This window comes from Pseudomonas sp. WS 5532, assembly GCF_012985445.1.
Classification (GTDB): domain Bacteria; phylum Pseudomonadota; class Gammaproteobacteria; order Pseudomonadales; family Pseudomonadaceae; genus Aquipseudomonas; species Aquipseudomonas edaphica.
Genome location: NZ_JAAQWK010000001.1, coordinates 350,372 through 377,182 on the forward strand (window position 1 = coordinate 350,372; position 26,811 = coordinate 377,182).

At 59.7% G+C, this 26,811-nt stretch carries 21 protein-coding genes; 10 read left to right on the forward strand and 11 right to left on the reverse strand.

The window, feature by feature from the left end; all coding sequences use genetic code 11:
- Nucleotides 1-6: 6 nt before the first annotated feature.
- The 7 genes from algG to yaaA form a co-directional block, all read right to left on the reverse strand.
- On the reverse strand, nt 7-1,575 hold the full coding sequence (gene algG / locus HBO23_RS01675; RefSeq protein WP_017135217.1) for a mannuronan 5-epimerase AlgG: 1,569 nt from the start codon (nt 1,573-1,575) through the stop codon (nt 7-9).
- Entirely contained in the window at nt 1,575-3,062 is a 1,488-nt protein-coding gene (locus tag HBO23_RS01680; protein WP_017135216.1) for an alginate export family protein, read from the reverse strand. The genes algG and HBO23_RS01680 overlap by 1 nt, the downstream gene beginning before the upstream one ends.
- Nucleotides 3,059-4,480 (reverse strand): alginate biosynthesis TPR repeat lipoprotein AlgK, encoded by a 1,422-nt coding sequence (gene algK / locus HBO23_RS01685; RefSeq protein ID WP_050547728.1) that lies wholly within the window; start codon nt 4,478-4,480, stop codon nt 3,059-3,061. Before algK ends, HBO23_RS01680 begins: the two co-directional genes overlap by 4 nt.
- 111 nt (nt 4,481-4,591) lie before the next feature.
- Nucleotides 4,592-5,758 (reverse strand): alginate biosynthesis protein Alg44, encoded by a 1,167-nt coding sequence (locus HBO23_RS01690; RefSeq protein ID WP_017135214.1) that lies wholly within the window; start codon nt 5,756-5,758, stop codon nt 4,592-4,594.
- A gap of 36 nt (nt 5,759-5,794) precedes the next feature.
- Complete coding sequence (gene alg8 / locus HBO23_RS01695; RefSeq protein WP_032865428.1) at nt 5,795-7,276, reverse strand: mannuronan synthase; 1,482 nt, start codon at nt 7,274-7,276, stop codon at nt 5,795-5,797.
- Between the two features lie 83 nt (nt 7,277-7,359).
- Nucleotides 7,360-8,676: a nucleotide sugar dehydrogenase gene (locus HBO23_RS01700; RefSeq protein WP_099548423.1), complete on the reverse strand. Its 1,317-nt coding sequence runs from the start codon at nt 8,674-8,676 to the stop codon at nt 7,360-7,362.
- A gap of 878 nt (nt 8,677-9,554) precedes the next feature.
- Complete coding sequence (gene yaaA / locus HBO23_RS01705; RefSeq protein WP_017135211.1) at nt 9,555-10,334, reverse strand: peroxide stress protein YaaA; 780 nt, start codon at nt 10,332-10,334, stop codon at nt 9,555-9,557.
- Nucleotides 10,335-10,454: 120 nt separating this feature from the next.
- Between yaaA and HBO23_RS01710 the strand changes: the two genes are divergently transcribed.
- From HBO23_RS01710 to moaE, 6 genes are all read left to right on the forward strand, one after another.
- On the forward strand, nt 10,455-11,579 hold the full coding sequence (locus tag HBO23_RS01710; RefSeq protein WP_017135210.1) for a polysaccharide deacetylase family protein: 1,125 nt from the start codon (nt 10,455-10,457) through the stop codon (nt 11,577-11,579).
- A gap of 339 nt (nt 11,580-11,918) precedes the next feature.
- Complete coding sequence (locus tag HBO23_RS01715) at nt 11,919-13,313, forward strand: PhoH family protein (RefSeq protein WP_012722339.1); 1,395 nt, start codon at nt 11,919-11,921, stop codon at nt 13,311-13,313.
- Nucleotides 13,314-13,622: 309 nt separating this feature from the next.
- Nucleotides 13,623-17,357: an autotransporter serine protease gene (locus HBO23_RS01720; protein ID WP_170036297.1), complete on the forward strand. Its 3,735-nt coding sequence runs from the start codon at nt 13,623-13,625 to the stop codon at nt 17,355-17,357.
- A 207-nt stretch (nt 17,358-17,564) separates the two neighbouring features.
- The gene (gene moaC / locus HBO23_RS01725) at nt 17,565-18,038 is read left to right on the forward strand and encodes a cyclic pyranopterin monophosphate synthase MoaC (protein WP_056858942.1); all 474 of its coding nucleotides are present in this window, start codon (nt 17,565-17,567) and stop codon (nt 18,036-18,038) included.
- On the forward strand, nt 18,035-18,277 hold the full coding sequence (gene moaD / locus HBO23_RS01730; RefSeq protein WP_099548429.1) for a molybdopterin converting factor subunit 1: 243 nt from the start codon (nt 18,035-18,037) through the stop codon (nt 18,275-18,277). The genes moaC and moaD overlap by 4 nt, the downstream gene beginning before the upstream one ends.
- Nucleotides 18,278-18,279: 2 nt before the next feature.
- Entirely contained in the window at nt 18,280-18,729 is a 450-nt protein-coding gene (moaE, locus tag HBO23_RS01735; protein WP_170036299.1) for a molybdopterin synthase catalytic subunit MoaE, read from the forward strand.
- A gap of 171 nt (nt 18,730-18,900) precedes the next feature.
- Here the strand turns inward: moaE and rhlB are convergent, their stop codons facing one another.
- Both rhlB and HBO23_RS01745 read right to left on the reverse strand, forming a co-directional pair.
- The gene (rhlB, locus tag HBO23_RS01740; RefSeq protein ID WP_026013543.1) at nt 18,901-20,370 is read right to left on the reverse strand and encodes an ATP-dependent RNA helicase RhlB; all 1,470 of its coding nucleotides are present in this window, start codon (nt 20,368-20,370) and stop codon (nt 18,901-18,903) included.
- 96 nt (nt 20,371-20,466) lie between these two features.
- Nucleotides 20,467-21,123, reverse strand: a complete 657-nt coding sequence (locus HBO23_RS01745; RefSeq protein ID WP_017135203.1) for an alpha/beta hydrolase — start codon at nt 21,121-21,123, stop codon at nt 20,467-20,469.
- Nucleotides 21,124-21,468: 345 nt separating this feature from the next.
- Between HBO23_RS01745 and HBO23_RS01750 the strand changes: the two genes are divergently transcribed.
- The 4 genes from HBO23_RS01750 (at nt 21,469) to HBO23_RS01765 (ending at nt 25,638) form a co-directional block, all read left to right on the forward strand.
- Entirely contained in the window at nt 21,469-22,500 is a 1,032-nt protein-coding gene (locus HBO23_RS01750; protein WP_017135202.1) for an amino acid ABC transporter substrate-binding protein, read from the forward strand.
- Nucleotides 22,501-22,572: 72 nt separating this feature from the next.
- Nucleotides 22,573-23,754: an amino acid ABC transporter permease gene (locus HBO23_RS01755; RefSeq protein WP_017135201.1), complete on the forward strand. Its 1,182-nt coding sequence runs from the start codon at nt 22,573-22,575 to the stop codon at nt 23,752-23,754.
- 10 nt (nt 23,755-23,764) lie between these two features.
- On the forward strand, nt 23,765-24,862 hold the full coding sequence (locus HBO23_RS01760; protein WP_017135200.1) for an amino acid ABC transporter permease: 1,098 nt from the start codon (nt 23,765-23,767) through the stop codon (nt 24,860-24,862).
- 11 nt (nt 24,863-24,873) lie between these two features.
- Complete coding sequence (locus tag HBO23_RS01765; RefSeq protein WP_003171943.1) at nt 24,874-25,638, forward strand: amino acid ABC transporter ATP-binding protein; 765 nt, start codon at nt 24,874-24,876, stop codon at nt 25,636-25,638.
- Nucleotides 25,639-25,857: 219 nt separating this feature from the next.
- Here HBO23_RS01765 and HBO23_RS01770 read toward each other — a convergent pair whose 3' ends face one another.
- Nucleotides 25,858-26,346: a type II toxin-antitoxin system MqsA family antitoxin gene (locus HBO23_RS01770; protein WP_138449595.1), complete on the reverse strand. Its 489-nt coding sequence runs from the start codon at nt 26,344-26,346 to the stop codon at nt 25,858-25,860.
- Entirely contained in the window at nt 26,343-26,654 is a 312-nt protein-coding gene (locus HBO23_RS01775; RefSeq protein WP_170036301.1) for a type II toxin-antitoxin system MqsR family toxin, read from the reverse strand. The genes HBO23_RS01770 and HBO23_RS01775 overlap by 4 nt, the downstream gene beginning before the upstream one ends.
- Nucleotides 26,655-26,811: the final 157 nt, after the last annotated feature.

The window sequence follows — 26,811 nt, forward strand, 5'->3', positions numbered from 1 at the left end:
TCATCCTCAGTCCTGCATTTGGGTCTGGCGTTCGACAGGGTCGATCAGCACGGCTTTCTGCTGGCGCACCAGCAGGTCGAGAATCTCTTCCTGGCGATCGCCCAGCACACCGGCAAAGCTGATGCCGCTGGATTTGGTCGGCGCCAGCATCGACACGCGGTACAGCTCGATGCTCAACGGCGAATCAATCGACAGCGGCCCGCTGCCGTTGCCGGCCAGCTCGCCGCCGACCACGATCAGCGAGACTTTCGCGTCAAACGGGTCGAGGGCGATGTCGCGGTCTGTGTCGGTCAAATCCTTGATGTGCCCGTACACGCCGGTCAGCCCGTTGGCCATGGCGGAGTTCTCGTACAGGCGAATGTTCACGCTGTTACGCACGCGGATGCCGTGGCGACGGTTGGCGATGACCTTGTTGCCCCACAACAGGTTGTCGCCGCTCTCATAGAGGGTGATGCCGTCGGTGTGGTTGCGGTAGATCTCGTTGTCGGCGATCAGGTTGTTGACGCTGTTACGGTCGATCACCAGGCCCGAGAGCTTGTTGTCGTAGCTGCGGTTGTTGAAGATGAAGCTGTCGTTGACCTCACGGGAAATGATGATCCCGTGCTTCTTCTTGGTGCCGTAGACGGTGTTGTCAGCAATGATCAGGCCGTGGGAACGGTCGTGCGGGTCGATGCCGTAGACGATGTTGTCTTTGTAGGTGTTGCCCTTGATCACAAAGCCGGTGGTCTCGTAGCAATAGAAGCCGTACCACATGTCGGAGAACTCGGAATCGATGATCCAGCCGGTCGGTTCCGCACGCTTGAGCACCTTGGCCATGTTCGGCGTGTACTGGGAAATACTCACGCCGTAAGACTTACTGTTGGCGTAGCCAAAGCTGGCCATCTTGGTCTTGGAGATGTAGGTTTCGGTGCCGCCCCAGGCCAGCAGGAACGGGCGGAACTCCTTGGGCGACTTGAACAGCGCCGGGCCGTTGGTCTTTTCGTCCCAGCCGGTGATTTTGGTGTCACGCACAAACAGCTGGCCGTCGTTGATCAGGAACGAACCGGCTTGCTGGGACAGGCGCAGCTCCTGGGTCTTCTTGTCGATGTCGAGGATGCCTTTGCGCCCGACCACAATCGGCAGCTTGGCCAGAAACACGCCCGGCGAGGTTTCACTGAGGTACTGCTTGGGCACTTTACCGAGCAGGTCCTTGAGGTTCAGGTAGCCGTCGTCGACAAAGATTGCCTGGGGAATGCCGTGCTGGCGTACCACCCATTCGGCCATCTTGTTATCGCCGCCGATAAAGTCCTTGAGCGCGTCTTCCTGCATCATGCGGCGGATGCTGACTTTGCCCGGTTTGCTGCGCACGATCTTCTTTTCCATCGCCGCTGCGGTGTAGCCAGTCAGGTCGGGCAGCGCAGGCTTGGGCAGTTCCAGCGGCGCGGTGGGCGGGCTGGAAATGGTGTAGGTCTTGGCCTGTTGCAGTTCCTTGGCGATGGTCGGCGCCTTGGCCGCCGTATCGGCAAACGCTGTGGCGCTGGCCATCAGCATTGCCGCGACGAGTAGGCTTTGAGCATTCATTGCGCAGGCTCCCATCAGAATTTCCAGATCACGTCGACAAACGCGCGGTGCATGTACGAGTCGACCTGGCTGCCATAGGCATCGCCCGGCTTGAACACGCCTGCACGAAAGCGCACCAGTGCCGACGGCTCGTCGATCGACTGGCTGAGGGCGGCCGGCAACAGGCCCTTTTTGAAGTACTTGGTGACCACCAGGTCCATCTCCTGACCCAGATCTTTTTTGCCGTCTTCCAGCGGTAACGAGGTGCTGGACAGGATCGCGCCGGTCACGTCGTCGGTGTTGTTCTGCACCGCATCGATGCCGTTGCTGCCCACCGGCTTGTTGCCGTCGACGCGCCAGAACTTGTGATAGACCAGGCTGGCGTCGTAGTCCTCGCGCAGCTGCCAGGAACCGAACAGGCTCATGGACTGCATGTTGTTCATCTCGCCGCGAAACGCTTCGCCAAAGCGATGCACGCGGGACTGGGTGCCGGTCCAGTTCGAACGGTTGCTTTGCAGGCCGTTCTGCTCGTACTCGGCGCTGGCACGGGAATAAGCCGCACCGACTTGCCACTGCGGGTCGAGGCGCAGGCGCACGCCGATGTCAGTGGCCCAGCCATTCACGTCGTCGCTGCGTTTGGCCTGGGTTGGGCGGGTGCCGTCGGCGTTGAGGGCATTGACCGTGTCGCGGTTGCCTTTCATGCCGGTGACGCTGGCCCAGTAGTTGACGGTGTTGGTGTTGCGCCAGTTGTAGGCGTCGCTGTTGGCTTCGATGCCGAGCCAGGTCAGGTCGCCGTTTTCGCGCTTGTCCAACGAGTCGGTCGCCACGCCCGGTTCCGGGTAGTCGAGCTTACCGTTGTCATGGGTGTGGTGGGCGCGCAAGCCGATCCACTGGCCTGGGGTCCACTGGTAGGCGGCGTCGGCGTAGAGGTGCTGGCGGTCCTTGTCCTTGGGCGACAGCTCCTTGAGGTCGGTGCGGTATTCGCTGAAGCGTTCGGCAACGCCGACATTGGCCTTGAGCAGGGTGGTATCGAAGGTCCAGTTCAGCGCTTCGATATTGGTGTCGCGCCATTGGCCGTCGTCATTGCGCAGGCGTTGGCGACCCAGCTTGAGCAGCTCGCCCGGGTAAGGCGTGAAACCGCTGTAGCCGACCCAGAACTCGCGCATGGCCAGGTAGTTTTTCTTGGACTTGCGGTCGTTGTTGGTGGTTTGCTGATTTTCGTCATCGGCCGATTGTTGCAGGGGGTCGGTCTCGATGATGTCACTCGACACGACCGCCTGGCCCATGGCGTAGGCGCTCCACGCGCCGCTTTCGCCGTAGACCCACGGGCGCAGGTCGAGGCCGATGCCGTTGACGTCGCCGCCTTTTTGCGTACCGAGGTCGCGGTCATCTTCGGATTGTGCGGTGGCTTTGACTTCCAGGCCGAAGTTCTTGGCTTCGGTCAGCGCGGCCAGGGTCGGGCACGACCACAGCAGGGCGAAGGTCAGGCCGATACCGGCCTTGACGAATGGGTTGAGCTTCATAGGGATTCCTCGCCGTCTTCTTCTTGCAGGGCGTGCAGTTGCAGCGTGCTCTGGGCCAGGGTGCCGCGCGTGGCCAGTTCCTGTTGCACCAGGCGTTGGCCTTCGGCGCGTTGCTCAGGCGTGAGCGGGGCTTCGAGCTGCGTGGCCAGGTCATTGGCCTCTGGCGTGTCCTGGGCTTTGGCCAATTGGCTGAAGACATAGGCGTTCAATGGGTCGGGCTTGGTGCCCTTGCCCTGGGAGAACAATTGCGCGATGGCGAAGTCGGCGCTGTTCTGGCCGTTGCGTGCAGCGGTCAGCAGGTGGTCGAGGGCTTTTTGCGAGTAGACCTTGCCCAGGTAGCCACGGCGGTAGATCTGGCCGAGGTAGTAATCGGCGGCGACTTCACGGCCCACGGCTTTCTCGAAATGCGCTTCGGCAGCCTTGGCGTCTGCCGGTACCCATTTGCCTTCGTAGTAGAGCTTGCCCAGCAACAGCTCGGCGCGCGGCTGGTCGGCGGCGCGGCCGTTGTCCAGGTACTTCATCATCTGGTCGACGTCGCCCAGTTCGGGGAAGTCGTAGAGCAGTTGCGCCAGGCTGACCCAGGAGGCCGGATAGCCAGGGGCGATTTTTTCCAGCAGCGCCTGGGCGGTTTTTTCATCCGGCTGGCCGAGTGTCGCATCACCCAATACGCGGGCTACGCTGTCGACGCGCTGGGCGGTGACGGTGCCACGGGCGTAGCCGGCTTCGAGCTGCTTGAGCAGTTCGGCCTGTTTTTCCGGCTCGGCTTTCTTCTGATAAACCGTGGCCAGCTCGACGTAGCAGATATCGGTGGTGTTCAGCGCCGCCTTGCAGATGCGCTCCACATCATCCAGGTGCTGGTCGTAGGTGCCCTGGGTGCGATACAGCAGCACCTGGGCCAAACCTGCTTCCGGGTAACCCGCCGCCTGCCATTTGCTGATTTGCTGTTGGGCGTTCACGTTGGGGAAGCTGTGCGGGTATTGCAGGTACAGCATCGCCAGCGGGATCAGGGTGTTGCCTTCGCCATTGGCAAAGGCTTTTTTCAGCAGGCCTTCGGCTTCGTGCTGTTCGGCTTCGGTAGCGCCGGGTTTGGCCACCAGCAGGCGGCCCAGACGTGCCTGGGCACGCGGCGACGTATCGGCGGCCGCGCGGTAAGTGGCCTCGGCCTGGCGGATTTGCTCGGGATCGCGGGTGGTGACCTGGATGTCAGCGAGGCCGACTTGGGCTTCGCTGTAGCCCAGGTCTGCCAACTGCTGGTAGTTCTGTTGGGCGGTGACCGTGTCGCCACGTTTGAGGGCTTCGTTGGCCAGGCGCTGGTCGGGCAGGCCGGCGCAACCGGCGAGGCTGACCGCCAGTGCCAATGTGCAGAATGCAGAGGCGAAGTGCGACCCGCTCTGTGTGGGAGCTGGCTTGCCTGCGATGCGGGCAACTCGGTCTTTCAGGTGCACCGAGTCGATCCCATCGCGGGCAAGCCCGACTCCCACAGTGCTCTGTGTTGTGCTTGAAATAGGGTTCACAGGCATGTCCTCCGCTTACAGACCGTGAGCCATGGCTTTATCGATCAGCCAGTTCAGCGAAGGGCCGCGGTCGCTGGTGACTTCCACTGGGCGCCCGGCATAGGTGCTGTCCAGCGGCGCGTCCGGCTTGATCTGCACGCGAATGTCGGAAGACAAGTCGGCGCTGTTCAGGCTGGTGCTGCTGACGATGGTGCCGGTACGGATCTGTTCTTCGTCGGCGACCTGGAAGTTCACCTGTGTACCTGGGCGCACGTCAGCGAACTGGCGATAGGTAAAGCGCGCTTCCACATTGGCCTGGCTGCCGCGTGGCACCAATTGGAAGATCACATCGCCCTTGCTGGCGTACTGGCCGTCGGCGACCAATTGCTGGGCGACCACGCAATCGCACGGCGAGGTCAGGGTGCCGGTCATTTGCTTGCCGAACAGCTCTTCAACCTTGGCCGGTTGCAGCTGGTCTTCGTCCAGATGGCCCTTGAGCACATCGAGCATGCTGGTGCTGAACGTTGCCAGTGGCGCACCTTTGGCTGCAACCGCGTCGCCTTTGAGCAGGCTCTGCACGGTGCCGTCGCGCGGCATGGTCACGTTCATGCCGGGCACGCTGACGAGGCCGGCCTGGGCGTGGCTGACGAAGTACATGCCGTACACCGACTTGAACACAAAACCGAACGCGGCGAGGCCGACAATGAAGATCCCGGCGCTGAACACCACCGCGCGCAGGCGGCCGAACGCGGTCATGCCGCTGCCGCCGTCCTTGACCTTGCGCGCCTTGGTGAAGTTGTCGCGTTGCAGGGTGGCCAGCACGTCGCCCATGGTCACGATGTCGCCGGACAGGTGCGAAGTGATCAGGTGGCGCAGGGTGGAAATATCCTGGGCGTCGAGGTTCTGGAACTGGCAACCGGTGCGGCCGCTCTGGCGGTCGTAGGAGCGAATCTGCAGCTCTACATCCATCGCCAAACCGAGGTTATCGATCACGAACTGCAGGCGGCCCTTGTGCACTTCACCGACGGTCAGCGGCTGGGTGGCGGTGAACGCCAGGCCACCGGCGGACAGGTCGATCACCCGTGCTTCGGTCTGGGTACGGTCGGTGTTGAAGAAGCGCAGCTTGGCCGGGATTTTGACCCGGGCATGTTGGCGCTGGGCTTCGGATTCGTGGACAACGTTGGCGTTTACTGGGCTGTTCATATGTTCGATTTCCTAGTTAATTCAGGCTTGGCTGGGTCAGACCATCATCAGCAACACGGCGACGAAAATGCTGCCGGCGGAGAAGGTCATGGTCCGAGACGACCAGGTGTTGAACCAACGTTGAAAGCTGGCCAAATCGCGGGTCAGTTTGGTGTCCTGGCGGGTCCAGGACTGTTGATCAAGGCGGAAGAACACGTAGATCTTCACCAGCGCGCCCATGATCTGGTTGTAATAGAGAATCACCGGGTAGGCCGGGCCGATCTTGTGGCCGGAGCACGACAGCAGCAGGGTCAGGATCAGGCGGGTGATACCGATCCACAGCAGGTACGCGAGGATGAACGCGCCGCCGTATTTGAAGGTGGCGATGATCGCCACGGTCAGGCCGAGCAGGGAGGTCCACATCGATACGCGCTGGTCGAACAACACGATGCTGGTGAACAGGCCCAACCGACGCATACCCAGGCCCAGAGCGCGGGAGTTCTGGCGCAGGTTGTTGCCGTACCAGCGGAACATCAGCTTGCGGCTGGCCTTGATAAAGCTCTTTTCCGGCGGGTGTTCCACGGTGTGGATCGCGGCGTCCGGCACGTAGAAGGTGTCGTAGCCCAGGCGCATCAGGCTGAACCAGCTCGACTTGTCGTCACCGGTCAAAAACTTGAAGCGGCCCAGGCGCCAGTGTTGCAACGAGTCGCTTTCCACGTCGGCGATAAAGCCGGGGTCGGTCACCACGTTGGCGCGGAACACCGACATACGACCGGTCATGGTCAGTACGCGCTTGGACAGGGCCATGGAGCACATGTTGATGTGGCGCTGGGCGAAGCGCAGCTTGTGCCATTCGCTCATGATGTAGCCGCCGCGTACTTCGCAGAATTCGTTGGTGGTCAGGCCACCGACATTGCCGAACAGCTGGAACCACGGCACGGTCTTGCGCACTACACCTTCGGCGAGCACGGTGTCGCCATCGATCACCGCCACCACGGCGCGGTCATCCGGCAGGTGGCGCGAGATAGCGCGGAAACCGAAGGCCAGGCCGTCGCGTTTGCCGGTGCCGGCGATGCGCACGAAGTCGAGCTTTACGCGCTCCGGCGGGTTCATGCGTTCCCACAGGCTTTTCACCAGCAGCTCATCGGACATCTCCACCAGCGAGCACACCACGGTGGTTGGGAAGCCGCACTCGATGGCTTCGCGAATCACCGAGCTGTAGACCTGCGCGGTGGTCAGCGCGTCGATACGGAAACTGGTGACCATCAGGAATACGTGGGACGGGTCGGCCGCCTTGCCCAGCTTGCGCACCTTGCGGCGCAAGTGCGGGTAGACCACGTACAGGAACAGCATGCCGCGAAAGAAATGCGTAGCACCCATCGAGTAGCGCCAGATGCCGACGGCGCCAATCAGGAAAATAAAATTCTTCGACTGCGAGTCGAACGTACTCGCCGGCAACAGCAGGGCGAGACCCATCAGCAGGCTGAGGAAGAACAACCAGCCGGCCGATTGCAGTAATACATGTTTTAACTTGGACATAAGCGTCATCCGGAAGGGAAGGAGGCTTCAGGCTGCACGCGCTGGGGATAAAGACACGTGCAACCCGAAACTTGCCGTCGCTGTTACCAGCAAATGCCTTCGGTACGGCCACTGACACTGGTGGCCTGGGACATGAAGCCCACCAAGTCGATCACCTGTTTGCCGTGAGGTGCGTTGTGCGCCAGGGCACGGAATTTCTCGTCACGGTTGCCGAGGATGATCACGTCGGAGTTGTTGATCACGTCGTCGAAGTCGGAATTGAGCAGGGACGACACATGCGGGATCTTGCCTTCGATGTAGTCCTTGTTCGCGCCGTGGACACGGGCGTACTCGACGTTGCTGTCGTAGATGCTCAGGTCAAAACCCTTGCCGATCAGCATTTCCGCCAGTTCCACCAGCGGGCTTTCGCGCAGGTCGTCGGTGCCGGCCTTGAAGCTCAGGCCCAGCAGGGCGACTTTGCGTTTGTCATGGCCGGCGACGATGTCGAAGGCGTTCTGTACCTGGGACTCGTTGCTGCGCATCAGCGAGTTGAGCAGCGGCGCTTCCACATCCAGCGAGCTGGCGCGGTAGGTGAGGGCGCGCACGTCTTTGGGCAGGCACGAGCCGCCGAACGCGAAGCCTGGGCGCATGTAGTACTGGGACAGGTTGAGCGTCTTGTCCTGGCACACCACTTCCATCACTTCGCGACCATCGACGCCGACGGCCTTGGCAATGTTGCCGATCTCGTTGGCGAACGTGACCTTGGTGGCGTGCCACACGTTGCAGGTGTACTTGATCATCTCGGCGACGGCGATGTCCTTGCGGATGATCGGTGCATCGAGTTCTTCGTACAGCGACTGCAGGACATCGCCGGAGGCTTTGTCGAATTCGCCGATGACGGTCATCGGTGGCAAGTCGTAGTCGGCGATGGCGGTGGATTCACGCAGGAACTCAGGGTTCACCGCCACGCCGAAGTCGACACCGGCTTTTTTGCCGGAGCAGTCTTCCAGAATCGGGATCACCACATTGGCTACGGTGCCTGGCAATACGGTGCTGCGCACCACGATGGTGTGACGGGTGGTTTTGTCACGCAGGACAAAACCGATCTCGCGGCATACCGCTTCGATGTAGTTGAGTTCCAGGTCGCCGTTTTTCTTGCTCGGCGTGCCCACGCAAATCATCGACAGGTCGGTATCGCGGATGGCGTCGGCGAAGTTGGTAGTGCCGCGCAGTCGACCGTTTGCGATGCCTTGGCTCAACAGTTCGCCCAGACCCGGTTCAACGATCGGCGATTTACCCGCGTTGATCAGGTCGATCTTATCCTTGGAGATGTCTACGCCGACCACTTCATGGCCACGGGCAGACAGGCAACCGGCACAGACTGCGCCAACGTAACCCAAACCAAATATGCTGATGCGCATCGCAATTACCTCTTTGTTTAATACAGGCCATTAGATGGCTGGAGTTCATGTTTGCAAGCGTCACTGATGCCGCGAAAGTTGGGCGAATAGACGCCGACTTACCGCGTGCAGGCATGTTTAATGACGAGTGACTAATAAGTGCACCCAAGGTGTGCGCAACGTGGCCTTGTTATTGGAGCTTGCCCTCAAATGCAGCCGGCCTTCCTGGGAGAAGGGCCTGGCGTCAGTGCCGCAGGGCCTTGATAGAGGCTGATAGCCTTTAAATATCAATGTCTTGGGTTGTATCACTGACCAATTAGGGGAAGCTTGGCCTTGGCCTTACAGTGCGTGGCAATTCATCCTTGTCGCCGCTATCAACTAATCAATTGGCAATATGACTCCTGAGTCAAAGTTGAAATATGACAACTTTGCTACTTCCGTGGGTTGGTCATGTAAGTCATCTCTTACAGCAACAGAGAATTTCGTTACCGGTGGTATGAGCGGTGCTTTAGGGTGAAGTTCCTGGCCGCTCATCCTGTTTCCGGAAATTTCTTGAAATATTAGAAAAGATGGCACTGGTACTATATTGATAGCACTTGCTATTTGGGCGAGTGGATATGGGGAGTTGAAGAGAGGGGATAGTTTTGTGCCACTAGTGTTTGAAAAAAGTGGTGCCACTACGAAAAAAAATGACGAATGTCGAGTGAAAGATTCGTTAGGAATCTGCTTGAGGTTTTTTTGACGTCAAACAAATGACTTTTTCGACGTGGAATGCAGACAAAAATGTGGGAGCTGGCTTGCCTGCGATAGCGGAGTGTCAGGTAAAGAAATACTGACTGACCCACAGCTATCGCAGGCAAGCCAGCTCCCACAGTTGAACTACAGCGTGAGAGCGGGCGCTATTCCGGTGCGTGATCGCGCAGGAACACCAAATTATCCGGCTTGGACTGCTCCGCATTGAAGCGATAACCCTGCACATCAAACTGCTTCAGTTTGGCAGGATCATTGATGCGTTCTTCAATCACAAAACGGCTCATCATGCCCCGCGCCTTTTTGGCGTAGAAGCTGATGATCTTGTACTGGCCGTTCTTCAGGTCCTTGAACTCGGTGTTGATGATCCGTGCGTTCAGAGCCGTGCGCTTGACCGCCGAGAAGTACTCGTTGGAGGCCAGGTTGAGCAGCACGTCGTCGCCTTGATCGGCCAGCGCTTCATTGAGCCATTCGCTGATGCGCGTGCCCCAGAATGCGTAGAGGTCTTTGCCGCGGGCGTTGGGCAGTTTGGTGCCCATCTCCAGGCGGTACGGCATCATCAGGTCCAGCGGGCGCAGCAGGCCGTAGAGGCCCGAGAGCATGCGCAGGTGGTCCTGGGCGTAGCTGAAGTCGGCATCGCTGAAGGTTTCGGCATTCAGGCCGGTGTAGACGTCGCCCTTGAACGCCAGCAGCGCCTGCTTGGCGTTGGCCGGCGTGAAGGCCGGGGTCCAACTGCCGAAACGCGCGGCATTGAGGCCACCGATTTTGTCGGAGACGTGCATCAACTCGCTGATTTGCGCCGGGCTCAATTCGCGCAATTGTTCGATCAGCTCCTGAGAGTGGTCGAGGTATTGCGGTTGAGTGAAGCGTGGGGTTGCCGGCTTTGACTCGAAGTCGAGGGTTTTGGCGGGGGAAATCACCATCAGCATGAAGTTGGCTCCTGTAATCGTGGCAGGGATTCTAGGGGGTTGAGTGGTTTGACTCCACCTATGATGGCGATAGGCACGATCCGCTATGATGGGCGGTAACTCTGGAGAGGGAGACCCTGCGTGCGCCTAGCACTATTATTGTCAGCCTGCTTACTGTGCCTGAACGCCAGCGCCGCGCCGGTGGATGTCGCCAGCCTGGACCGTGGCATCTGGCCCGAAAAGCTCAGCAGCCCGGCGCTGTTCGATGTCGCTTCGCGCGCTGAAATCCTGATGTTTGCCCATAGCCTGCTGGCCAGCGAAAACCAGGATGAGGCCGCCCTCAAGCAGCGTCTTGGTCTGAAAAACATCAACCTCGCCGCCATCGACGACCTGCGTCGCCAGCTCTGGCAGCGCCTGCTGGAAAACTACACGGCGGCCCAGCAGAGCTGCGAAGAGGACGCCTCGTTCTGCTACCTGGTGGAAAACATGGACGATCTGCGCGAGCAGGCCGGCAAGTTCCAGGTCAGCGATAACTCCTTCTATATAGGCTGGGCCGGGCCTAGCCATAACTTCCATGAACGCTACCTGGAGGAGCTGTTGCGCAAAGCCGCGCTGTTCCCGCAGATCAGCAGCGAAGTGCTGCGTTTTGGTGACCACGAACGCAATGGCGACGAGTTCAACGACCGTCTGTTCCTGCTGACCTTCGACGGCGGCCCGGCGCCGGTCAGCGGCAATACCGACTGGCTCACCGACTACCTGCGCAAGCAGAAGATGAACGCCATGTTCTTTGCCCTTGGCAGCAGTTTGCAAACCCGTGTGGAGCGCAGTTCCGCCAGTGACGTGCAGGCGTTGTACCAAGGCCAGTGCGTAGGCACCCAGGGTTGGCAATACCGCTCCCACAGCCATTGGGTCGAGTGGCAAAGCTCGATTACGCGCAGCGCTGCGCTGGTGCAGAACCTGATGCCGGAAAACTACGTGCCGCTGTTTCGCCCGCCCTATGGCCAGCGCCGTGCCGACAGCCAGGGTTTCTTCCAATCCCAGGGTTTGCAGGTGGCGTTGTGGGACATCGATTCCCAGGACGAGCCGGGCAAGCTCAAGGCTGATGAGTCGGCGCAACGGGTGCTGACGTTGATGTTGCTGTGGCGCAAAGGCGTGATTGTGTTTCACGACACCCAGGACAAGGCGCGGGTGGCTTTGCCGATGTTATTGCAGGCAACGGCGCAAAGTGGCTTGGGTTGGCAGGACTGCCGGGAGGCATTTCGCTGAAGTGCCCGGCCCTGTTAGGGATGGGGGAATTCAGGGGTGATTTTGTGCGACATTTCGATGCAGGCGGACTTCCGACTTTAACGGGGTCACTGGCACTCGGCTAGTGCTATTCGTCATCCTGAAAAATAAACTTCAAAAAAGCGTCAAAGTGCTTTTTCCTGTCATGGGTTTTGCGGTATTACGAAGTCAGATCGCCGAACCCTGCAACACAGGTGGCGTCTTCCAAGACTCCTCATGTGGGCACTGCACTTGACGTCACTCAGGTGCAGTCGGTGGTCGAATCGAGGCGCAGCACCGCCCAGGTATTGCGTCGAATGGCTCCCACAAAGGTGACCGAGTATGGATGATCATGGACGTAACCCTTCTTCCGACCAGCCAATCCTTTATGTGCTTGATACCAACGTATTGATCCACGATCCAAACGCACTGCTTAACTTCGAAGAACACCACGTCGCCATCCCGATGATCGTGCTTGAGGAGCTCGACAAACTCAAAAGCGGGCACCACAGCGTGGCTGCCGAATGCCGCCAGGCGATCCGCCTGATCGACAAGACCCTGGGCGAAGCCTCACCCGAGGACGTTGAAGTCGGCGTGCCGATCCAGCGTGGCAAAAGCGGGCCGAAGGGCTTGCTGTCGATTCTGATGAGCAAGCGCAGCGAGCCCAACAGCCTGCTGCCGGAAAACCTCAACGACAACAAAATCATCAACCAATTGATCGACCTGCACGCGCGCGACAAGGACCTGCGCCTGGTGCTGGTGACCAAAGACATCAATATGCGCCTCAAGGCACGAGCGTGTGGGATCGCTGCCGAGGACTACAGTACCGACCAACTCGTCGACGACGTGTCGATGCTGTCGCGGGGTTATCACACCGTGACCGGCTCTTTCTGGGATCTTGTCAGCAAGGTCGAAACCCGTCAGGACCATGGCCGTACCTGGCACCAGGTGCAGTTGATCGACAACCTGCCGGCCGTGCACATCAATGAATTCATCATCGACGAACAGGGTTTTGTGGGCTGGATCAAAGAGATCCAGGTCGACAAACTGCTGATCCTCGACCTGCATCAGGAACCCCTGTTGCATCAGGAAGCCTGGGGCCTGAAACCGCGTGACATCTACCAGAGCCTGGCGCTCTATGCGCTGCTCGACCCGGACATTCACCTGGTCAACCTGACCGGCGCTGCAGGCTCGGGGAAAACCATCCTCGCCCTGGCGGCCGCCATTGAGCAAACCATGGTGACAAAGCGTTATCGCCGCATCATCGCCACCCGCAGCGTGCAGGGCCTGGACCAGGAGATCGGCTTTCTGCCCGGCACCGAAGCGGAAAAAATGGAGCCGTGGCTGGGGGCGATCACCGACAACCTCGAAGCCTTGCACATGGATGACGAAAACACCCATGGCAGCGTCGACTACATCCTCAGCAAAGTGCCGTTGCAGTTCAAATCCCTCAATTACATCCGAGGTCGCAGCTTCCAGCAGAGCCTGATTTTGATCGATGAATGCCAGAACCTCACGCCGCACCAGATGAAAACCATCATCACCCGTGCCGGCGCCGGTTCCAAAGTGGTGTGCCTGGGCAACCTGGCACAGATCGACACCCCTTACCTGTCCGCGACCAGCTCCGGGCTGACCTACCTGACGGAACGCTTTAAAGACTTCCCGAACGGCGTGCATATCGCGCTGCAAGGGGTACCTCGTTCGATCCTGGCCGAGTACGCCGAATCCCATCTGTAATCGCCCATGCTGTAGTTAGTGGCTAAATGCCACAAAACACCCCGAATTTCTCGCGAAGTTCGGGGTTTTTGTTATGGGCGACATTTGTCTTCGTTAATGCGTCCTGGGTGCTTGTAGGCTTTGTAATTATTTTGTTACATTTTTTATCGCCGAAAACTATAAGAAAACAGCGTAACCCCGTCGAAACGCGATCGCTTTGATTCGACGATTTATTCAAGACCCGGCGTTGGTCTTGCGCGTGATCCTGCCTATTACAAAAAGCCCGATACATCGCTCATTGACGAAGCACATATCCAAAGGGAAAGGAAAATGGACGCAGCAGGTAATGGCTTCACTTTGTCGCAAAAACGCAAGCGCGCTACAGGCTCCAAATCGATACCCCTTACACCCATCGCACTCGGCTTGGCCTTATGGCTGGGACAAGGCTCTATAGCCTGGGCCGATGACGCCAACCCCTACACGTCGCCAGTGCTGGAGTCGGCCTTCAGGAAAGCCGTTGCTTCATTTGGGCCCAACACCGACGTGTATAAAAACCTGCGGTTCGCCTACGCCGATATCGTCGACCTGGCCGCCAAGGACTTTGCCGCACAGTCCGGCAAGTTCGATTCGGCCCTCAAGCAAAACTACGAACTGCAACCGGAAAACCTCACCATCGGCGCCATGCTCGGCGATACCAAGCGGCCGCTGGACTACGCCTCGCGCCTGGATTACTACCGCAGCCGGCTGTTCAGCAACAGCGGGCGCTATACCACCAATATTCTCGACTTCTCCAAGGCCATTATCGCCAACCTGCCGGCGGCCAAGCCCTACACCTACGTAGAGCCTGGCGTGAGCAGCAACCTCAACGCGCAACTGAATGCCGGCCAATCCTGGGCGGGCGCCACCCGTGACTGGAGCGCCAACGCGCAAACCTGGAAAACCCCCGAAGCCCAGGTCAACTCCGGCCTGGACCGCACCAACGCGTATTACGCCTATGCTTTGGGCATGACCGGCAAGGGTGTGAACGTCGGTGTGCTCGACTCGGGCATCCTCACTGAACACTTCGAGTTCCAGGGCAAGAATGCCCAGGGCCAGGACCGTGTGCAGGCCGTAACCTCCACCGGCGAGTACTACGCCACCCACCCGCGTTACATTCATGACACGCCGGACGGCCAGTTCCAAAAAGGCGAGCACTTCAGTATTTCCGGCGAGTACGACCCGACCATCAATGACGGTCACGGCACGGAGATGTCCGGCGTACTGGGCGCCAGCCGCAACGGCACCGGCATGCATGGCATTGCGTTTGATGCGAATATTTTTGTCGCCAATACCGGCGGCACCGATGACAACCGTTTCCAGGGCTCCAATGACCTGGACTACAACGCGTTCATGGCCAGCTACAACGCGCTGGCGGCGAAGAACGTCTCGATCGTCAATCAGAGCTGGGGTCAGAATTCGCGCAATGATGTGGAAAACCACTTCGGCAACGTAGGCGACAGCGCGGCCGATAATTTGCGCGACATGACCGCTGCCTATCGCCCGTTCTGGGACAAGGCCCATGCCGGGCAAAAAACCTGGATGGACGCGATGGCCGACGCCGCGCGGCAGAACACCTTCATCCAGATTATCTCGGCGGGCAACGACAGCCACGGTGCCAACCCGGACACCAACGCCAACCTGCCGTTTTTCAAGCCCGATATCGAGAGCAAATTCCTCTCGATCACCGGCTACGACGAGACCAGCGCCCAGGTCTACAACCGCTGTGGCACGTCGAAGTGGTGGTGCGTGATGGGCGTTTCAGGCATCCCGTCCACCGGACCCGAAGGGGAAATTATCCCCAACGCCAACGGCACCTCTGCGGCTGCGCCGAGCGTCTCCGGGGCGCTTGCGCTGGTGATTCAACGCTTCCCTTACATGACCGCCAGCCAGGCGCGGGATGTGTTGCTGACTACCTCCAGCCTGCAAGCGCCGGACGGTCCCGATACGCCGGTGGGCGACCTGACCGGTGGCCGCACCTACGACAACCTGCAACCGGTACACGACGCCGCGCCAGGCACGCCGCAAGTGCCGGGCGTGGTCAGCGGTTGGGGCTTGCCCAACCTGCAAAAAGCCATGCAAGGGCCGGGGCAGTTCCTCGGCTCGGTGGCGGTGGCCTTGCCGGGTGGTACGCGCGATATCTGGGCCAACCCGATTTCCGATGAGGCCATCCGCGCCCGCCGTGTAGAAGACACCGCCGAACAAGCCACCTGGGCCGCCACCAAGCAACAGAAGGGCTGGGTCAACGGCTTGCCCGCCAATGCCTCTGACGATGACCAGTTTGAATATGAAATCGGCCACGCCAGGGAACAGGCGACGCTGGCACGCGGCAAGGATTTGCTCACCGGCACGACCTACGTCGGCAGCCTGGCCAAGTCCGGCGACGGCGAACTGGTGCTCGAGGGCCAGAACACCTATTCGGGCAGCACCTGGGTACGCGGCGGCAAGCTGTCGGTAGACGGCTCGTTGACCTCCGCGGTGACCGTGGATGGCAGCGCGGTGGGCACCCGCAATGCGGATAACGGCGTGATGACCACGTTGGGCGGCACACTGGCCGGTAACGGCACGGTGGGTGCCTTGACCGTGAACACAGGCGGGCGCGTGGCGCCGGGCCACTCGATCGGCACGCTGCACACCGGCGACGTGACCTTCAACCCTGGTTCGGTGTATGCCGTGGAGGTCGGCCCGAACGGGCAAAGTGATCAAATCCAAAGCAGCGGCGTCGCCACCCTTAACGGAGGTGTGGTGACCGTATCCCTGGAAAACAGCCCGAACCTGCTGTCTGCCACTGAGGCCCGTAGCCTGGTGGGCCAGCAGTTCAACATCCTGACGGCCAGCCAGGGCATCAACGGCCAGTTTGCAGCGATCACGCCCAACTACCTGTTTATCGGCACGCAGTTGAGCTATCAGCCGAACCAACTGAGCCTGGCCGTGGCGCGTAACCAGACGACGTTTGCCAGCATCGCGCAAACCCGCAACGAACGCGCCGTAGCGACGGCGGCCGAAGCCTTGGGCGCGGGCAGCCCGGTGTATGAAAGCCTGCTGGCCTCAGACTCGGCGGCGCAGGCGCAGGCTGCATTCAAGCAACTCTCGGGGCAACTGCACTCGGACGTGGCCGCAGCGCAAATGGCGGACAGCCGTTACATTCGTGAAGCGGTCAACGGCCGTCTGCAACAGGCTCAGGCGCTGGACTCCAGCGCGCAGATCGACACTCACGACAACGGCGGCTGGGTTCAGCTGCTGGGCGGGCGCAATAACGTCAGCGGTGACAACAACGCCAGCGGTTACTCCTCGTCTACCAGTGGCGTGCTGCTGGGCCTCGACACCGAGGTCGGCGACGGCTGGCGTGTGGGCGCCGCCACCGGCTACACCCAAAGCCATCTCAATGGCGAGTCGGCATCGGCAGACAGCGACAACTATCACCTGTCGGTCTACGGCGGTAAACGCTTCGACGCCATTGCCCTGCGCATGGGCGGTGCCACCACTTGGCACCGTATCGACAGCTCGCGCCGTGTGGCGTACGCCAACCAGTCGGACTACGACAAAGCTGACTACAACGCGCGCACCGACCAAGTGTTTGCCGAGATCGGTTACACCCAATGGAACCAGTTCGAACCCTTCGCCAACCTGACCTACCTGAACTACCAGAGCGATTCGTTCAAGGAAAAAGGCGGCGCCGCAGCCTTGCATGCCAGCAAGCAAAGCCAGGACGCCACGCTTTCCACCTTGGGCCTGCGCGCGCATACCCAACTGCCGGTCAGCTCGACCTCGGCGGTGACGTTGCGCGGTGAGTTGGGCTGGGAGCATCAGTTTGGCGACACCGATCGCGACGCCTCGCTGAAGTTTGCCGGCAGCGACAACGCGTTTGCGGTCAATAGTGTGCCGGTGGCCCGCGATGGCGCGGTGATCAAGGCCAGTGCGGAAATGGCCCTGACCAAGGACACGCTGGTGTCGTTGAACTACAGCGGTTTGCTGTCCAATCGGGGTAACAACAACGGGATCAATGCCGGGTTTACTTTCCGGTTCTAACGGCCGATACCCTGTGGCGAGGGAGCTTGCTCCCGTTGGACTGCGAAGCAGTCCCATGCTCTTGAAGCAAAGAGCAAGGGCCGCTTCGCAGCCCAGCGGGAGCAAGCTCCCTCGCCACGGTTGCGGTGTTCTTTTTAAAGGCCAAACAGCCCTGCGCAAAATTGACTCACAGGTTTACAATTGCCGCTCCTGATCAGGAGTATCCCTGTGCTGACTCATCTCGATTCCCAAGGTCGCGCCCACATGGTCGACGTCACTGACAAAGCCGTGACGTTCCGTGAAGCCGTGGCCGAAGCGCGGGTGCGCATGCTGCCCGACACCTTGAAAATGATTGTCGACGGCGCCCACCCCAAGGGCGACGTGTTTGCCGTGGCCCGCATCGCCGGGATCCAGGCGGCGAAAAAAACCAGCGACCTGATCCCGTTGTGCCATCCGCTGATGCTGACCGGCGTCAAGGTTGAACTGCGCGCCGACGGTGTGGACGCTGTGCATATCCTCGCGCGCTGCAAACTCAGCGGCCAGACTGGCGTGGAGATGGAAGCGCTCACCGCCGCCAGTGTCGCCGCGCTGACGATCTACGACATGTGCAAGGCGGTGGATCGCGGCATGACCATCGAAAGTATTCGCCTGCTGGAAAAGCTTGGCGGCAAAAGCGGGCATTTCAAGGCGGACCAGGCATGAGCATCAACGTATTGTTTTTTGCGCGTTACGCCGAAGCGACAGGCTTCGATTCGCTGGAGATGGAAGGCGAGTTCGCTACCGTCGATGCGGTGCGACTGGCGTTGGCGGCAGACCCTGCGTTTGCAGTCCTCACCGAAAGCAGCTTGATGTGCGCGCGTAACGAGGAGCTGTGCGACCTCGACGAGCCGGTGCAGGCCGGTGATGAAGTGGCATTTTTCCCGCCCGTGACCGGAGGCTGAGCATGGCCATTCGCGTACAGGCCGAGGCATTTGACCCCGGCGCAGAGGTCAACGCCATGCACGCCGCCAATGTTGGCGTGGGCGCGGTGGTGAGTTTTGTCGGTTACGTACGCGACTTCAATGACGGTCGCGATGTGTCCGGGATGTTCTTGGAGCACTACCCCGGCATGACCGAAAAAGCCCTGGCCAAGATCAGCGTGGAAGCCGGGCAGCGCTGGCCGTTGCTCAAGTTGGAAGTGCTGCACCGGATCGGCGCGTTGGAGCCGGGCGAGCCGATTGTGTTTGTTGCGGCGGCCAGCGCGCATCGCCAGGCGGCGTTTGATGCCTGTGCGTTTGTGATGGATTACTTGAAGACGCGGGCGCCGTTCTGGAAGAAGGAAAACACGCCTGAAGGCCCGCGCTGGGTGGAAGGGCGGGGCAGTGATCACGCGGCGGCGGAGCGCTGGAAGTGAGCATCTGCTGAAGATCGATGGAGATCCAAATGTGGGAGCAGGGCTTGTGTGGGAGCTGGCTTGCCTGCGATAGCATCTCCTCGGTGCAACGGAAAAACCGAGGTGCCTGTATCGCAGGCAAGCCAGCTCCCACAAAAGCTAGCTCCCACATCTCCTACTGCATTTCAGCTATTAAGGGCGTTTGCGCTCTACAGCCCGCAACAGGTGCGTCGGCGGCGTTTCGCAGCTGATCTTGCGACCCAGCAGCGTCTCAATCGACGGCAGCTGGTACGAGTCATCTTCCCCCGCAAAGCTGATCGAAACACCCGCCGCCCCGGCACGGCCAGTACGGCCAATGCGGTGCACGTAGTCGTCCGGCACTTCCGGCAGGGTGAAGTTGATCACGTGGCTGATGCCGTCGATGTGAATACCGCGCCCGGCCACGTCGGTGGCCACCAGCACGCGGATCTTGCCTTCGCGGAAACCTTCCAGGGTCTTGATACGCTTGTGCTGCGGCACATCGCCGGACAGTTGCGCGGCATTGACGCCATCGCGCACCAGGCGTTCTTCGATGCGGCGTACTTCGTCCTTGCGGTTGGCGAACACCATCACGCGCTCCCAACCGTTGTCGTTGACCAGGTTGTAGAGCAGTTTGTACTTGTCGGCCCCGGCCACGGCATAGATGTGTTGCTCAACGTTTTCGCTGGCAACGTTCAGCGCTTCGATCTCGACGATGGACGGGTCGGTTGTCCACTGCTTGGCGAGGTTCATCACGTCTTCGGTGAAGGTCGCAGAGAACAGCAGGGTCTGGCGCTCGTTTTTCGGCGGAGTCTGGCGAATGATCTGGCGTACTTGCGGGATAAAGCCCATGTCGAGCATGCGGTCGGCTTCGTCCAGCACCATCACTTCAACCATGTCCAAATGCACGTCGCCGCGCTGGTTGAAGTCGAGCAGGCGGCCTGGCGTGGCCACCAGGATGTCGCAGTGACGGGCTTCGAGGTGCTTGAGCTGCTTGTCGAAGTCCATGCCGCCCACGAACGTCATGACGTTGAGGCCGGTGTACTTGGTCAGGTCGGCGGCGTCCTTGGCGATCTGTACCACCAGCTCGCGGGTCGGGGCGATGATCAGTGCACGCGGCTCACCCATGTAGCGTTCTTTGGGCGGTGGCGTTTGCAGCAGCTGGGTGATGATCGAGATCAGGAACGCGGCGGTCTTGCCGGTGCCGGTCTGCGCGCGGCCGATGGCGTCTTTGCCGGCGAGGGTGAAGCCCAGCACCTGCGCCTGGATCGGCGTGCAGTACGGGAAGCCCAGGTCCTGGATGGCATGCATCAGTTCCGGGGCCAGTTTGAAGTCATGGAAGCGGGTCTTGCCTTCCTGGGGTTCAACCACGAAGTCTTCGAGTTTCCACGGGGTCACGGGCGGCTTCGGTGCGCGTTCACGACGGGGCGCTTTCGGCGCCGGCGCGGGGGCTGCCTCGACAGGTTGGGCCTGTTCGGGCGCGGTCACCTTTGGCTTCTGCGGCTGTGCGGCAGGTGCGGTCCGGCCGGGCTGTTGGCCGTCATTGCGGCTGCCGGAGGAGGGCACAGGAGCACTGGGAACTGGCGCGAGCGGCTCAGCCTCGCTTTTGCCGAACATCTTCTTAAGTGCTTTGAGCACGGTGATCTCATTAATTGGTTAAGGAATGTACGCCGGCCAGTGTAATGCAAGAAACGGGCGCGGCGTAGTGCGTCTGTCATACGGCTACATAAACTGTGGTTTTCAGCCCAGCCGGGCGGTCAACCAGGCACCGATATCGGCGATCTCTTGAGGTAACACTTCGTGACCCATTGGGTATTCCTGCCATGTCACGGTGACACCACGGCTGTTTAAATGCTCGTAGGCGCTGCGGCCCATGGCGTTCTGCACCACGTCGTCGTATTGGCCGTGCAGGCACAGCGTTGGAATGCGCTGCTGGCTGGCGGACAACTCCAGCTCATCCCCGAAGGTCGGTGCATAAGTCGAGAGGGCGATTACGCCACCCAACGGTCCCTGCCATTTAAGGAAGGCGGTGTGGAAAACCACGGCGCCGCCCTGGGAAAAACCGGCGAGGAAAATTCGCGAAGCGTCTATTCCGGTTCTCTTCTGTTCTTCGATCAAATCCGTGACCATTTTGGCCGAGGCTTCCAGCTCTTCCAGGCTGATCGAGCGAGCCGGGCTCATGGCCTTGATGTCGTACCAACTCGGCATCTCGTAACCGCCATTTATGGTTACCGGACGTGTCGGTGCCTGGGGCAAAACGAAGCGGGTGCTCAGCAGGCTTTCCTGCAACGCTTCCGCCACCGGCAAAAAGTCGTAGCGATCGGCACCCAGGCCATGCAACCAGATAACGCAGGCGTCTGCGGGCTTGGCGGGCTGAAGAATCAAGGGTTCGGTCATGTCTGCTCCATATATGTGCGTGCGCTCCGATTGGGTGCGTCGGAACGGTGCGCGACGGGTTGATCTGTTAAGAGAATGTCGCAACGTTGAATGTTTTTCTATTGACCAAGGGCTGAAACGACTCAGCCACCACTCTGGTACGCGCCTTGCTATGTGTAGGTCGATGTCAGAACTATCTTGTGACGGTAACACTATCAGTGACTGCCGCTTGTGGGATAGCAACTGGAATTACCGCGAAAACCTCATGCCGCTTGACCCCAAAAAAAGCCAACACGGGTCGATATCGCCTCATAAGGGTGCGCTGGGGTTTTAGCTCCGACACAACAAGAGCAACTGGAGGTTTGAATGAAGGTATTGAAATCCACCCTGGCCATCGTTTCCGCGGCCGCTGTATTGGGTGTCAGTGGTTTTGCCCAAGCTGGCGCCACCCTGGACGCCGTGCAGAAGAAAGGCTTTGTGCAATGTGGCGTGAGTGATGGCTTGCCGGGTTTCTCGGTGCCGGATGCCAGCGGCAAGATCCTCGGGATCGACGCTGACGTTTGCCGCGCTGTGGCCGCTGCCGTGTTCGGTGACGCAACCAAGGTCAAATTCAGCCAGTTGAACGCCAAGGAGCGTTTCACCGCGCTGCAGTCCGGCGAAGTCGACGTACTGTCGCGCAACACCACCATGACCAGTTCGCGCGATGCGGGCATGGGCCTGAAATTCCCAGGCTTCATCACCTACTACGACGGTGTTGGCTTCCTGGTGAACAACAAGCTGGGCGTTAAAAGCGCCAAGGAACTGGACGGTGCAACCATCTGCATCCAGGCCGGTACCACCACTGAGCTGAACGTTTCCGACTACTTCCGCGCCAACAACCTCAAGTACACCCCGATCACCTTCGACACCTCCGATGAAAGCGCCAAGTCGCTGGAATCCGGTCGTTGCGACGTGCTGACCTCGGACAAATCCCAGCTCTACGCACAGCGCAGCAAACTGGCTTCGCCGAAGGACTACGTAGTTCTGCCGGAAACCATCTCCAAAGAACCACTGGGCCCAGTCGTGCGTAACGGCGACGACGAGTGGCTGGCCATCGTGCGCTGGGTTGGCTACGCCATGCTCAACGCTGAAGAAGCCGGCATCACCTCGAAAAACGTTGAAGCTGAAGCCAAGTCCACCAAGAACCCGGACGTTGCTCGTCTGCTCGGTTCTGACGGCGAATACGGCAAAGACCTGAAAGTGAAAAAAGATTGGGTTGTACAGATCGTCAAGCAGGTCGGTAACTACGGTGAAGTGTTCGAGCGCAACCTGGGCAAGAGCACCCCACTGGAAATCGACCGTGGCCTGAACGCACTGTGGACTAACGGTGGCATTCAATACGCACCCCCTGTGCGCTGATCGCTGATGGTTCTATCACCCGGTGGGCCAACCACCGGGTGATGTTCTGTTCCATTCTTTCCGGGGCACTTCATGCAAAATCAAATCGGCGCACCCAAGCAGAAGCTCAGCTTCAGCGATCCCAAAGTGCGTGCGTGGCTCTTCCAGATCATCACGATTGTGGCGGTGGTCGCGCTGGGCTGGTACTTGTTCAATAACACCCAGACCAACCTGCAACACCGGGGTATCACCTCGGGTTTCGACTTTCTTGAGCGCAGTGCCGGCTTCGGCATCGCTCAGCATCTGATCGACTACACCGAATCGGACAGCTATGCCCGGGTCTTTGTGATCGGGTTGCTTAATACCTTGCTGGTGACTGTGATCGGTGTGGTCCTGGCGACTATCCTTGGCTTCATCATTGGCGTGGCGCGCTTGTCGCCCAACTGGATGATCAACAAGCTGGCGACGGTGTATGTGGAAGTGTTCCGCAACATTCCGCCGCTGCTGCAAATCCTGTTCTGGTACTTCGCGGTATTCCTGACCATGCCGGGGCCGCGCAACAGCCATAATTTCGGTGACACTTTCTTCGTCAGCAGCCGTGGCTTGAACATGCCGGCGGCGATTGCTGCCGATGGGTTCTGGCCGTTTGTGGCCAGTGTGGTGGTTGCCATTGTGGCAATCGTGCTGATGGCGCGCTGGGCCAACAAACGCTTTGAGGCCACCGGCGTACCGTTCCATAAGTTCTGGGCGGGCCTGGCGTTGTTTATTGTGATCCCGACATTGTGTGCCTTGGTCTTCGGCGCGCCGCTGCACTGGGAAATGCCCAAGCTTTCAGGTTTCAACTTCGTCGGCGGCTGGGTATTGATCCCTGAACTGCTGGCGTTGACCCTGGCGCTGACCGTGTACACGGCGGCGTTTATTGCCGAGATCGTGCGTTCGGGCATCAAGTCCGTCAGCCACGGCCAGACCGAAGCCGCGCGCTCCCTGGGCCTGCGCCCTGGGCCGACGTTGCGCAAGGTCATCATCCCGCAAGCCTTGCGGGTGATCATTCCGCCGCTGACCAGCCAATACCTGAACCTGGCGAAAAACTCCTCGCTGGCCGCCGGTATCGGTTACCCGGAAATGGTTTCGCTGTTTGCCGGCACGGTGCTCAACCAGACCGGCCAGGCCATCGAAGTCATTGCCATCACCATGAGCGTGTACCTGGCGATCAGCATCAGCATTTCCCTGCTGATGAACTGGTACAACAAGCGCATTGCGCTGATCGAGCGGTGAGGAAACGCACATGAGTTCGCATACTTTCAAACCCGATATGCCGCCGCCGAACAAAGTCTTCGGACCGATGGCCTGGATGCGCGCCAACCTGTTTTCCAGCTGGCTCAACACCTTGCTGACGCTGTTGGCGTTCTACCTGATTTACCTGATCGTGCCGCCCATCCTGCACTGGGCCATCCTGGATGCCAACTGGGTCGGGACCACGCGCGCCGATTGCACCAAAGAGGGCGCCTGCTGGGTGTTTATCCAACAGCGCTTCGGGCAGTTCATGTATGGCTACTACCCCGGCGACCTGCGCTGGCGCGTGGACCTGACCGTGTGGCTGGCTATCGTGGGCGTGGCGCCGTTGTTCATCTCGCGGTTTCAACGCAAGGCTGTGTATGGCCTGGGTTTCCTGGTGCTGTACCCGATCATCGCCTACTGCCTGCTGCACGGTGGGGTTCTGGGCCTGACCAACGTGGCCACCAGCCAATGGGGCGGCTTGATGCTGACCCTGGTGATTGCCACTGTCGGTATCGCTGGCGCCTTGCCGTTGGGCATTGTGCTGGCGCTGGGGCGACGCTCGAACATGCCGGCGATTCGGGTGGTCTGCGTGACCTTCATCGAGTTCTGGCGCGGCGTGCCGTTGATCACCGTGCTGTTCATGTCCTCGGTGATGCTGCCGCTGTTCCTGCCTGAAGGCATGGGCATCGACAAGCTGTTGCGCGCATTGATCGGCGTGATCCTGTTCCAGTCGGCCTACGTGGCCGAGGTGGTGCGTGGTGGCCTGCAAGCGATTCCCAAAGGTCAGTACGAAGCGGCCGCGGCGATGGGCCTGGGTTACTGGCGCAGCATGGGCCTGGTGATTCTGCCGCAAGCCCTGAAGCTGGTGATCCCTGGCATCGTCAACACGTTTATCGCGCTGTTCAAGGACACCAGCCTTGTGATCATCATCGGCCTGTTCGACCTGCTCAACAGCGTCAAGCAAGCCGCTGCCGACCCTAAATGGTTGGGCATGGCCACCGAAGGCTACGTGTTCGCCGCCCTGGTGTTCTGGATTTTCTGTTTTGGTATGTCGCGCTATTCCATTCATTTGGAACACAAGCTCGACACTGGCCACAAGCGTTAGGAGTTGTTGTTATGAGCGAAGCAATCAAACAGCCTGTGAGCCCTGAAGGCATTATCCAGATGCAGGGCGTCAACAAGTGGTACGGCCAGTTCCACGTGTTGAAAGACATCAACCTCAACGTCAAGCAGGGCGAGCGTATCGTGCTGTGCGGCCCGTCGGGTTCGGGCAAGTCCACCACCATCCGCTGCCTCAACCGCCTGGAAGAGCACCAGCAGGGCCGCATTGTGGTCGATGGCGTGGAGCTGACCAACGACCTCAAGCAGATCGAAGCGATCCGTCGTGAAGTCGGCATGGTGTTCCAGCACTTCAACCTGTTCCCGCACCTGACCATCCTGCAGAACTGCACGCTGGCGCCGATGTGGGTGCGCAAGATGCCCAAGCGCAAGGCTGAAGAAATTGCCATGCACTACCTGGAACGCGTGCGCATTCCGGAGCAGGCGCACAAGTTTCCGGGGCAACTGTCTGGTGGTCAGCAACAGCGTGTGGCCATCGCCCGTGCCCTGTGCATGAAACCGAAAATCATGCTGTTCGACGAGCCGACTTCGGCACTCGACCCGGAAATGGTCAAGGAGGTGCTCGACACCATGATCGGCCTGGCCGAAGACGGCATGACCATGTTGTGCGTCACCCACGAAATGGGCTTTGCGCGCACCGTGGCCAACCGCGTGATCTTCATGGACAAGGGCGAGATCGTGGAACAGGCGGCGCCCAATGACTTCTTCGACAACCCGCAGAATGACCGGACCAAGTTGTTCTTGAGCCAGATTCTGCATTGATCGAAGCTTGAACCCATAAACCCAGCCTGCAGGCTGCATAACCTTTGGCGAACACAAACCAATGTGGGAGCTGGCTTGCCTGCGATAGCGGTACAGCAGTGCGTACATCTGCTGCTGACCCACCGCCATCGCGGGCAAGCCCGGCTCCCACATTTGATCGCCATTGCTCTGCAGAACACCCATAAAAAGCCTGCTGGTGCCGGGTTTATTTTTGCCTGTTCAAGACGCTTTGAGGGCTTCTTGTGTTTGGTTATGGGTCGTGCAAGTAAAGGCGTTGCGCAGGTCTGCGCCTTCGGCCAGCTCTTTGGCGTCGGCGAGCAAATGCGGGTAACGGTCCAGCAGGCGCATCAACACCATCAACGGTTTGGGCGGCGTTATTTCTCCGCGTTCGTAACGTGAGAATGCGTTGTGCCCGCCACCGGACAACAACTGCACGGTTTCTTTTTGCGTGAGGTGCAGCTTGCGGCGGATACGCTTGAGTTCGGCGCCCATCATCCGTCGCGCGGCGTGCAGCAGGTCATCACTTGCCTTGGCATGGCGTTCGCTGCTGTCGGGGTCATACATGCCGTCCTCGCACAGTTGGCACTCCCAGCCGGACAGATCCTCAATGTGCTGTTCCATGCCTTTGATGCGCAGGGTTTCACTGCGGCCCTCAAAACGCACCATGGCGTCGGGGGCGCCGCATATGAAGCAATGTTGGGTGTTCATAGGTTCATCCCTTTGAAGGAGATCACCGGTGGGTTACCGCCGGAGCAGTAAGTGACCTTGATGTAAATCTCCAGACCGTGTGAATGGATGTGGTAGACGTCCTGCCAGACGCGGTGATCGGCATAGGTGGTCATCGACTTGTACAGCATCCTGTTCTGTAGTTTGAAAACGACTGCCTGCATCTCGCTGATGTCGAGGTCGAGTTGCTTTCCCGCCTCCTTGGCTGCACGGGTGAATGCTTTTGCACCCAGTCGCCTGACATCCGCCTTGATCACCGCCAGATCGTAGTGAGGTGTGTACTTTTCCATAAGACACCTGAGTCCAATAATTACCCTTAAAGGGTAATTTTACCAATCGAAAATACTGCTCCTTTTGCTGCCTATGAACCCTAGTGCGTTGCCTTTGTGGGCAAGTCTGAATAGGCTGTAGGAAAATTCATCCTATGATTGGACGAAAGTGCAAAAC

Excerpts from the sequence above, each read along its gene's own strand:
- algG (WP_017135217.1), bottom strand. The coding sequence starts at position 1,575 with ATGGGAGCCTGCGCAATGAATGCTCAAAGCCTACTCGTCGCGGCAATG.
- HBO23_RS01680 (WP_017135216.1), bottom strand. The coding sequence starts at position 3,062 with ATGAAGCTCAACCCATTCGTCAAGGCCGGTATCGGCCTGACCTTCGCC.
- HBO23_RS01690 (WP_017135214.1), bottom strand. The coding sequence starts at position 5,758 with ATGAACAGCCCAGTAAACGCCAACGTTGTCCACGAATCCGAAGCCCAG.
- alg8 (WP_032865428.1), bottom strand. The coding sequence starts at position 7,276 with ATGTCCAAGTTAAAACATGTATTACTGCAATCGGCCGGCTGGTTGTTC.
- HBO23_RS01700 (WP_099548423.1), bottom strand. The coding sequence starts at position 8,676 with ATGCGCATCAGCATATTTGGTTTGGGTTACGTTGGCGCAGTCTGTGCC.
- yaaA (WP_017135211.1), bottom strand. The coding sequence starts at position 10,334 with ATGCTGATGGTGATTTCCCCCGCCAAAACCCTCGACTTCGAGTCAAAG.
- HBO23_RS01715 (WP_012722339.1), top strand. The coding sequence starts at position 11,919 with ATGGATGATCATGGACGTAACCCTTCTTCCGACCAGCCAATCCTTTAT.
- HBO23_RS01720 (WP_170036297.1), top strand. The coding sequence starts at position 13,623 with ATGGACGCAGCAGGTAATGGCTTCACTTTGTCGCAAAAACGCAAGCGC.
- moaD (WP_099548429.1), top strand. The coding sequence starts at position 18,035 with ATGAGCATCAACGTATTGTTTTTTGCGCGTTACGCCGAAGCGACAGGC.
- moaE (WP_170036299.1), top strand. The coding sequence starts at position 18,280 with ATGGCCATTCGCGTACAGGCCGAGGCATTTGACCCCGGCGCAGAGGTC.
- HBO23_RS01745 (WP_017135203.1), bottom strand. The coding sequence starts at position 21,123 with ATGACCGAACCCTTGATTCTTCAGCCCGCCAAGCCCGCAGACGCCTGC.
- HBO23_RS01750 (WP_017135202.1), top strand. The coding sequence starts at position 21,469 with ATGAAGGTATTGAAATCCACCCTGGCCATCGTTTCCGCGGCCGCTGTA.
- HBO23_RS01755 (WP_017135201.1), top strand. The coding sequence starts at position 22,573 with ATGCAAAATCAAATCGGCGCACCCAAGCAGAAGCTCAGCTTCAGCGAT.
- HBO23_RS01760 (WP_017135200.1), top strand. The coding sequence starts at position 23,765 with ATGAGTTCGCATACTTTCAAACCCGATATGCCGCCGCCGAACAAAGTC.
- HBO23_RS01765 (WP_003171943.1), top strand. The coding sequence starts at position 24,874 with ATGAGCGAAGCAATCAAACAGCCTGTGAGCCCTGAAGGCATTATCCAG.
- HBO23_RS01770 (WP_138449595.1), bottom strand. The coding sequence starts at position 26,346 with ATGAACACCCAACATTGCTTCATATGCGGCGCCCCCGACGCCATGGTG.
- HBO23_RS01775 (WP_170036301.1), bottom strand. The coding sequence starts at position 26,654 with ATGGAAAAGTACACACCTCACTACGATCTGGCGGTGATCAAGGCGGAT.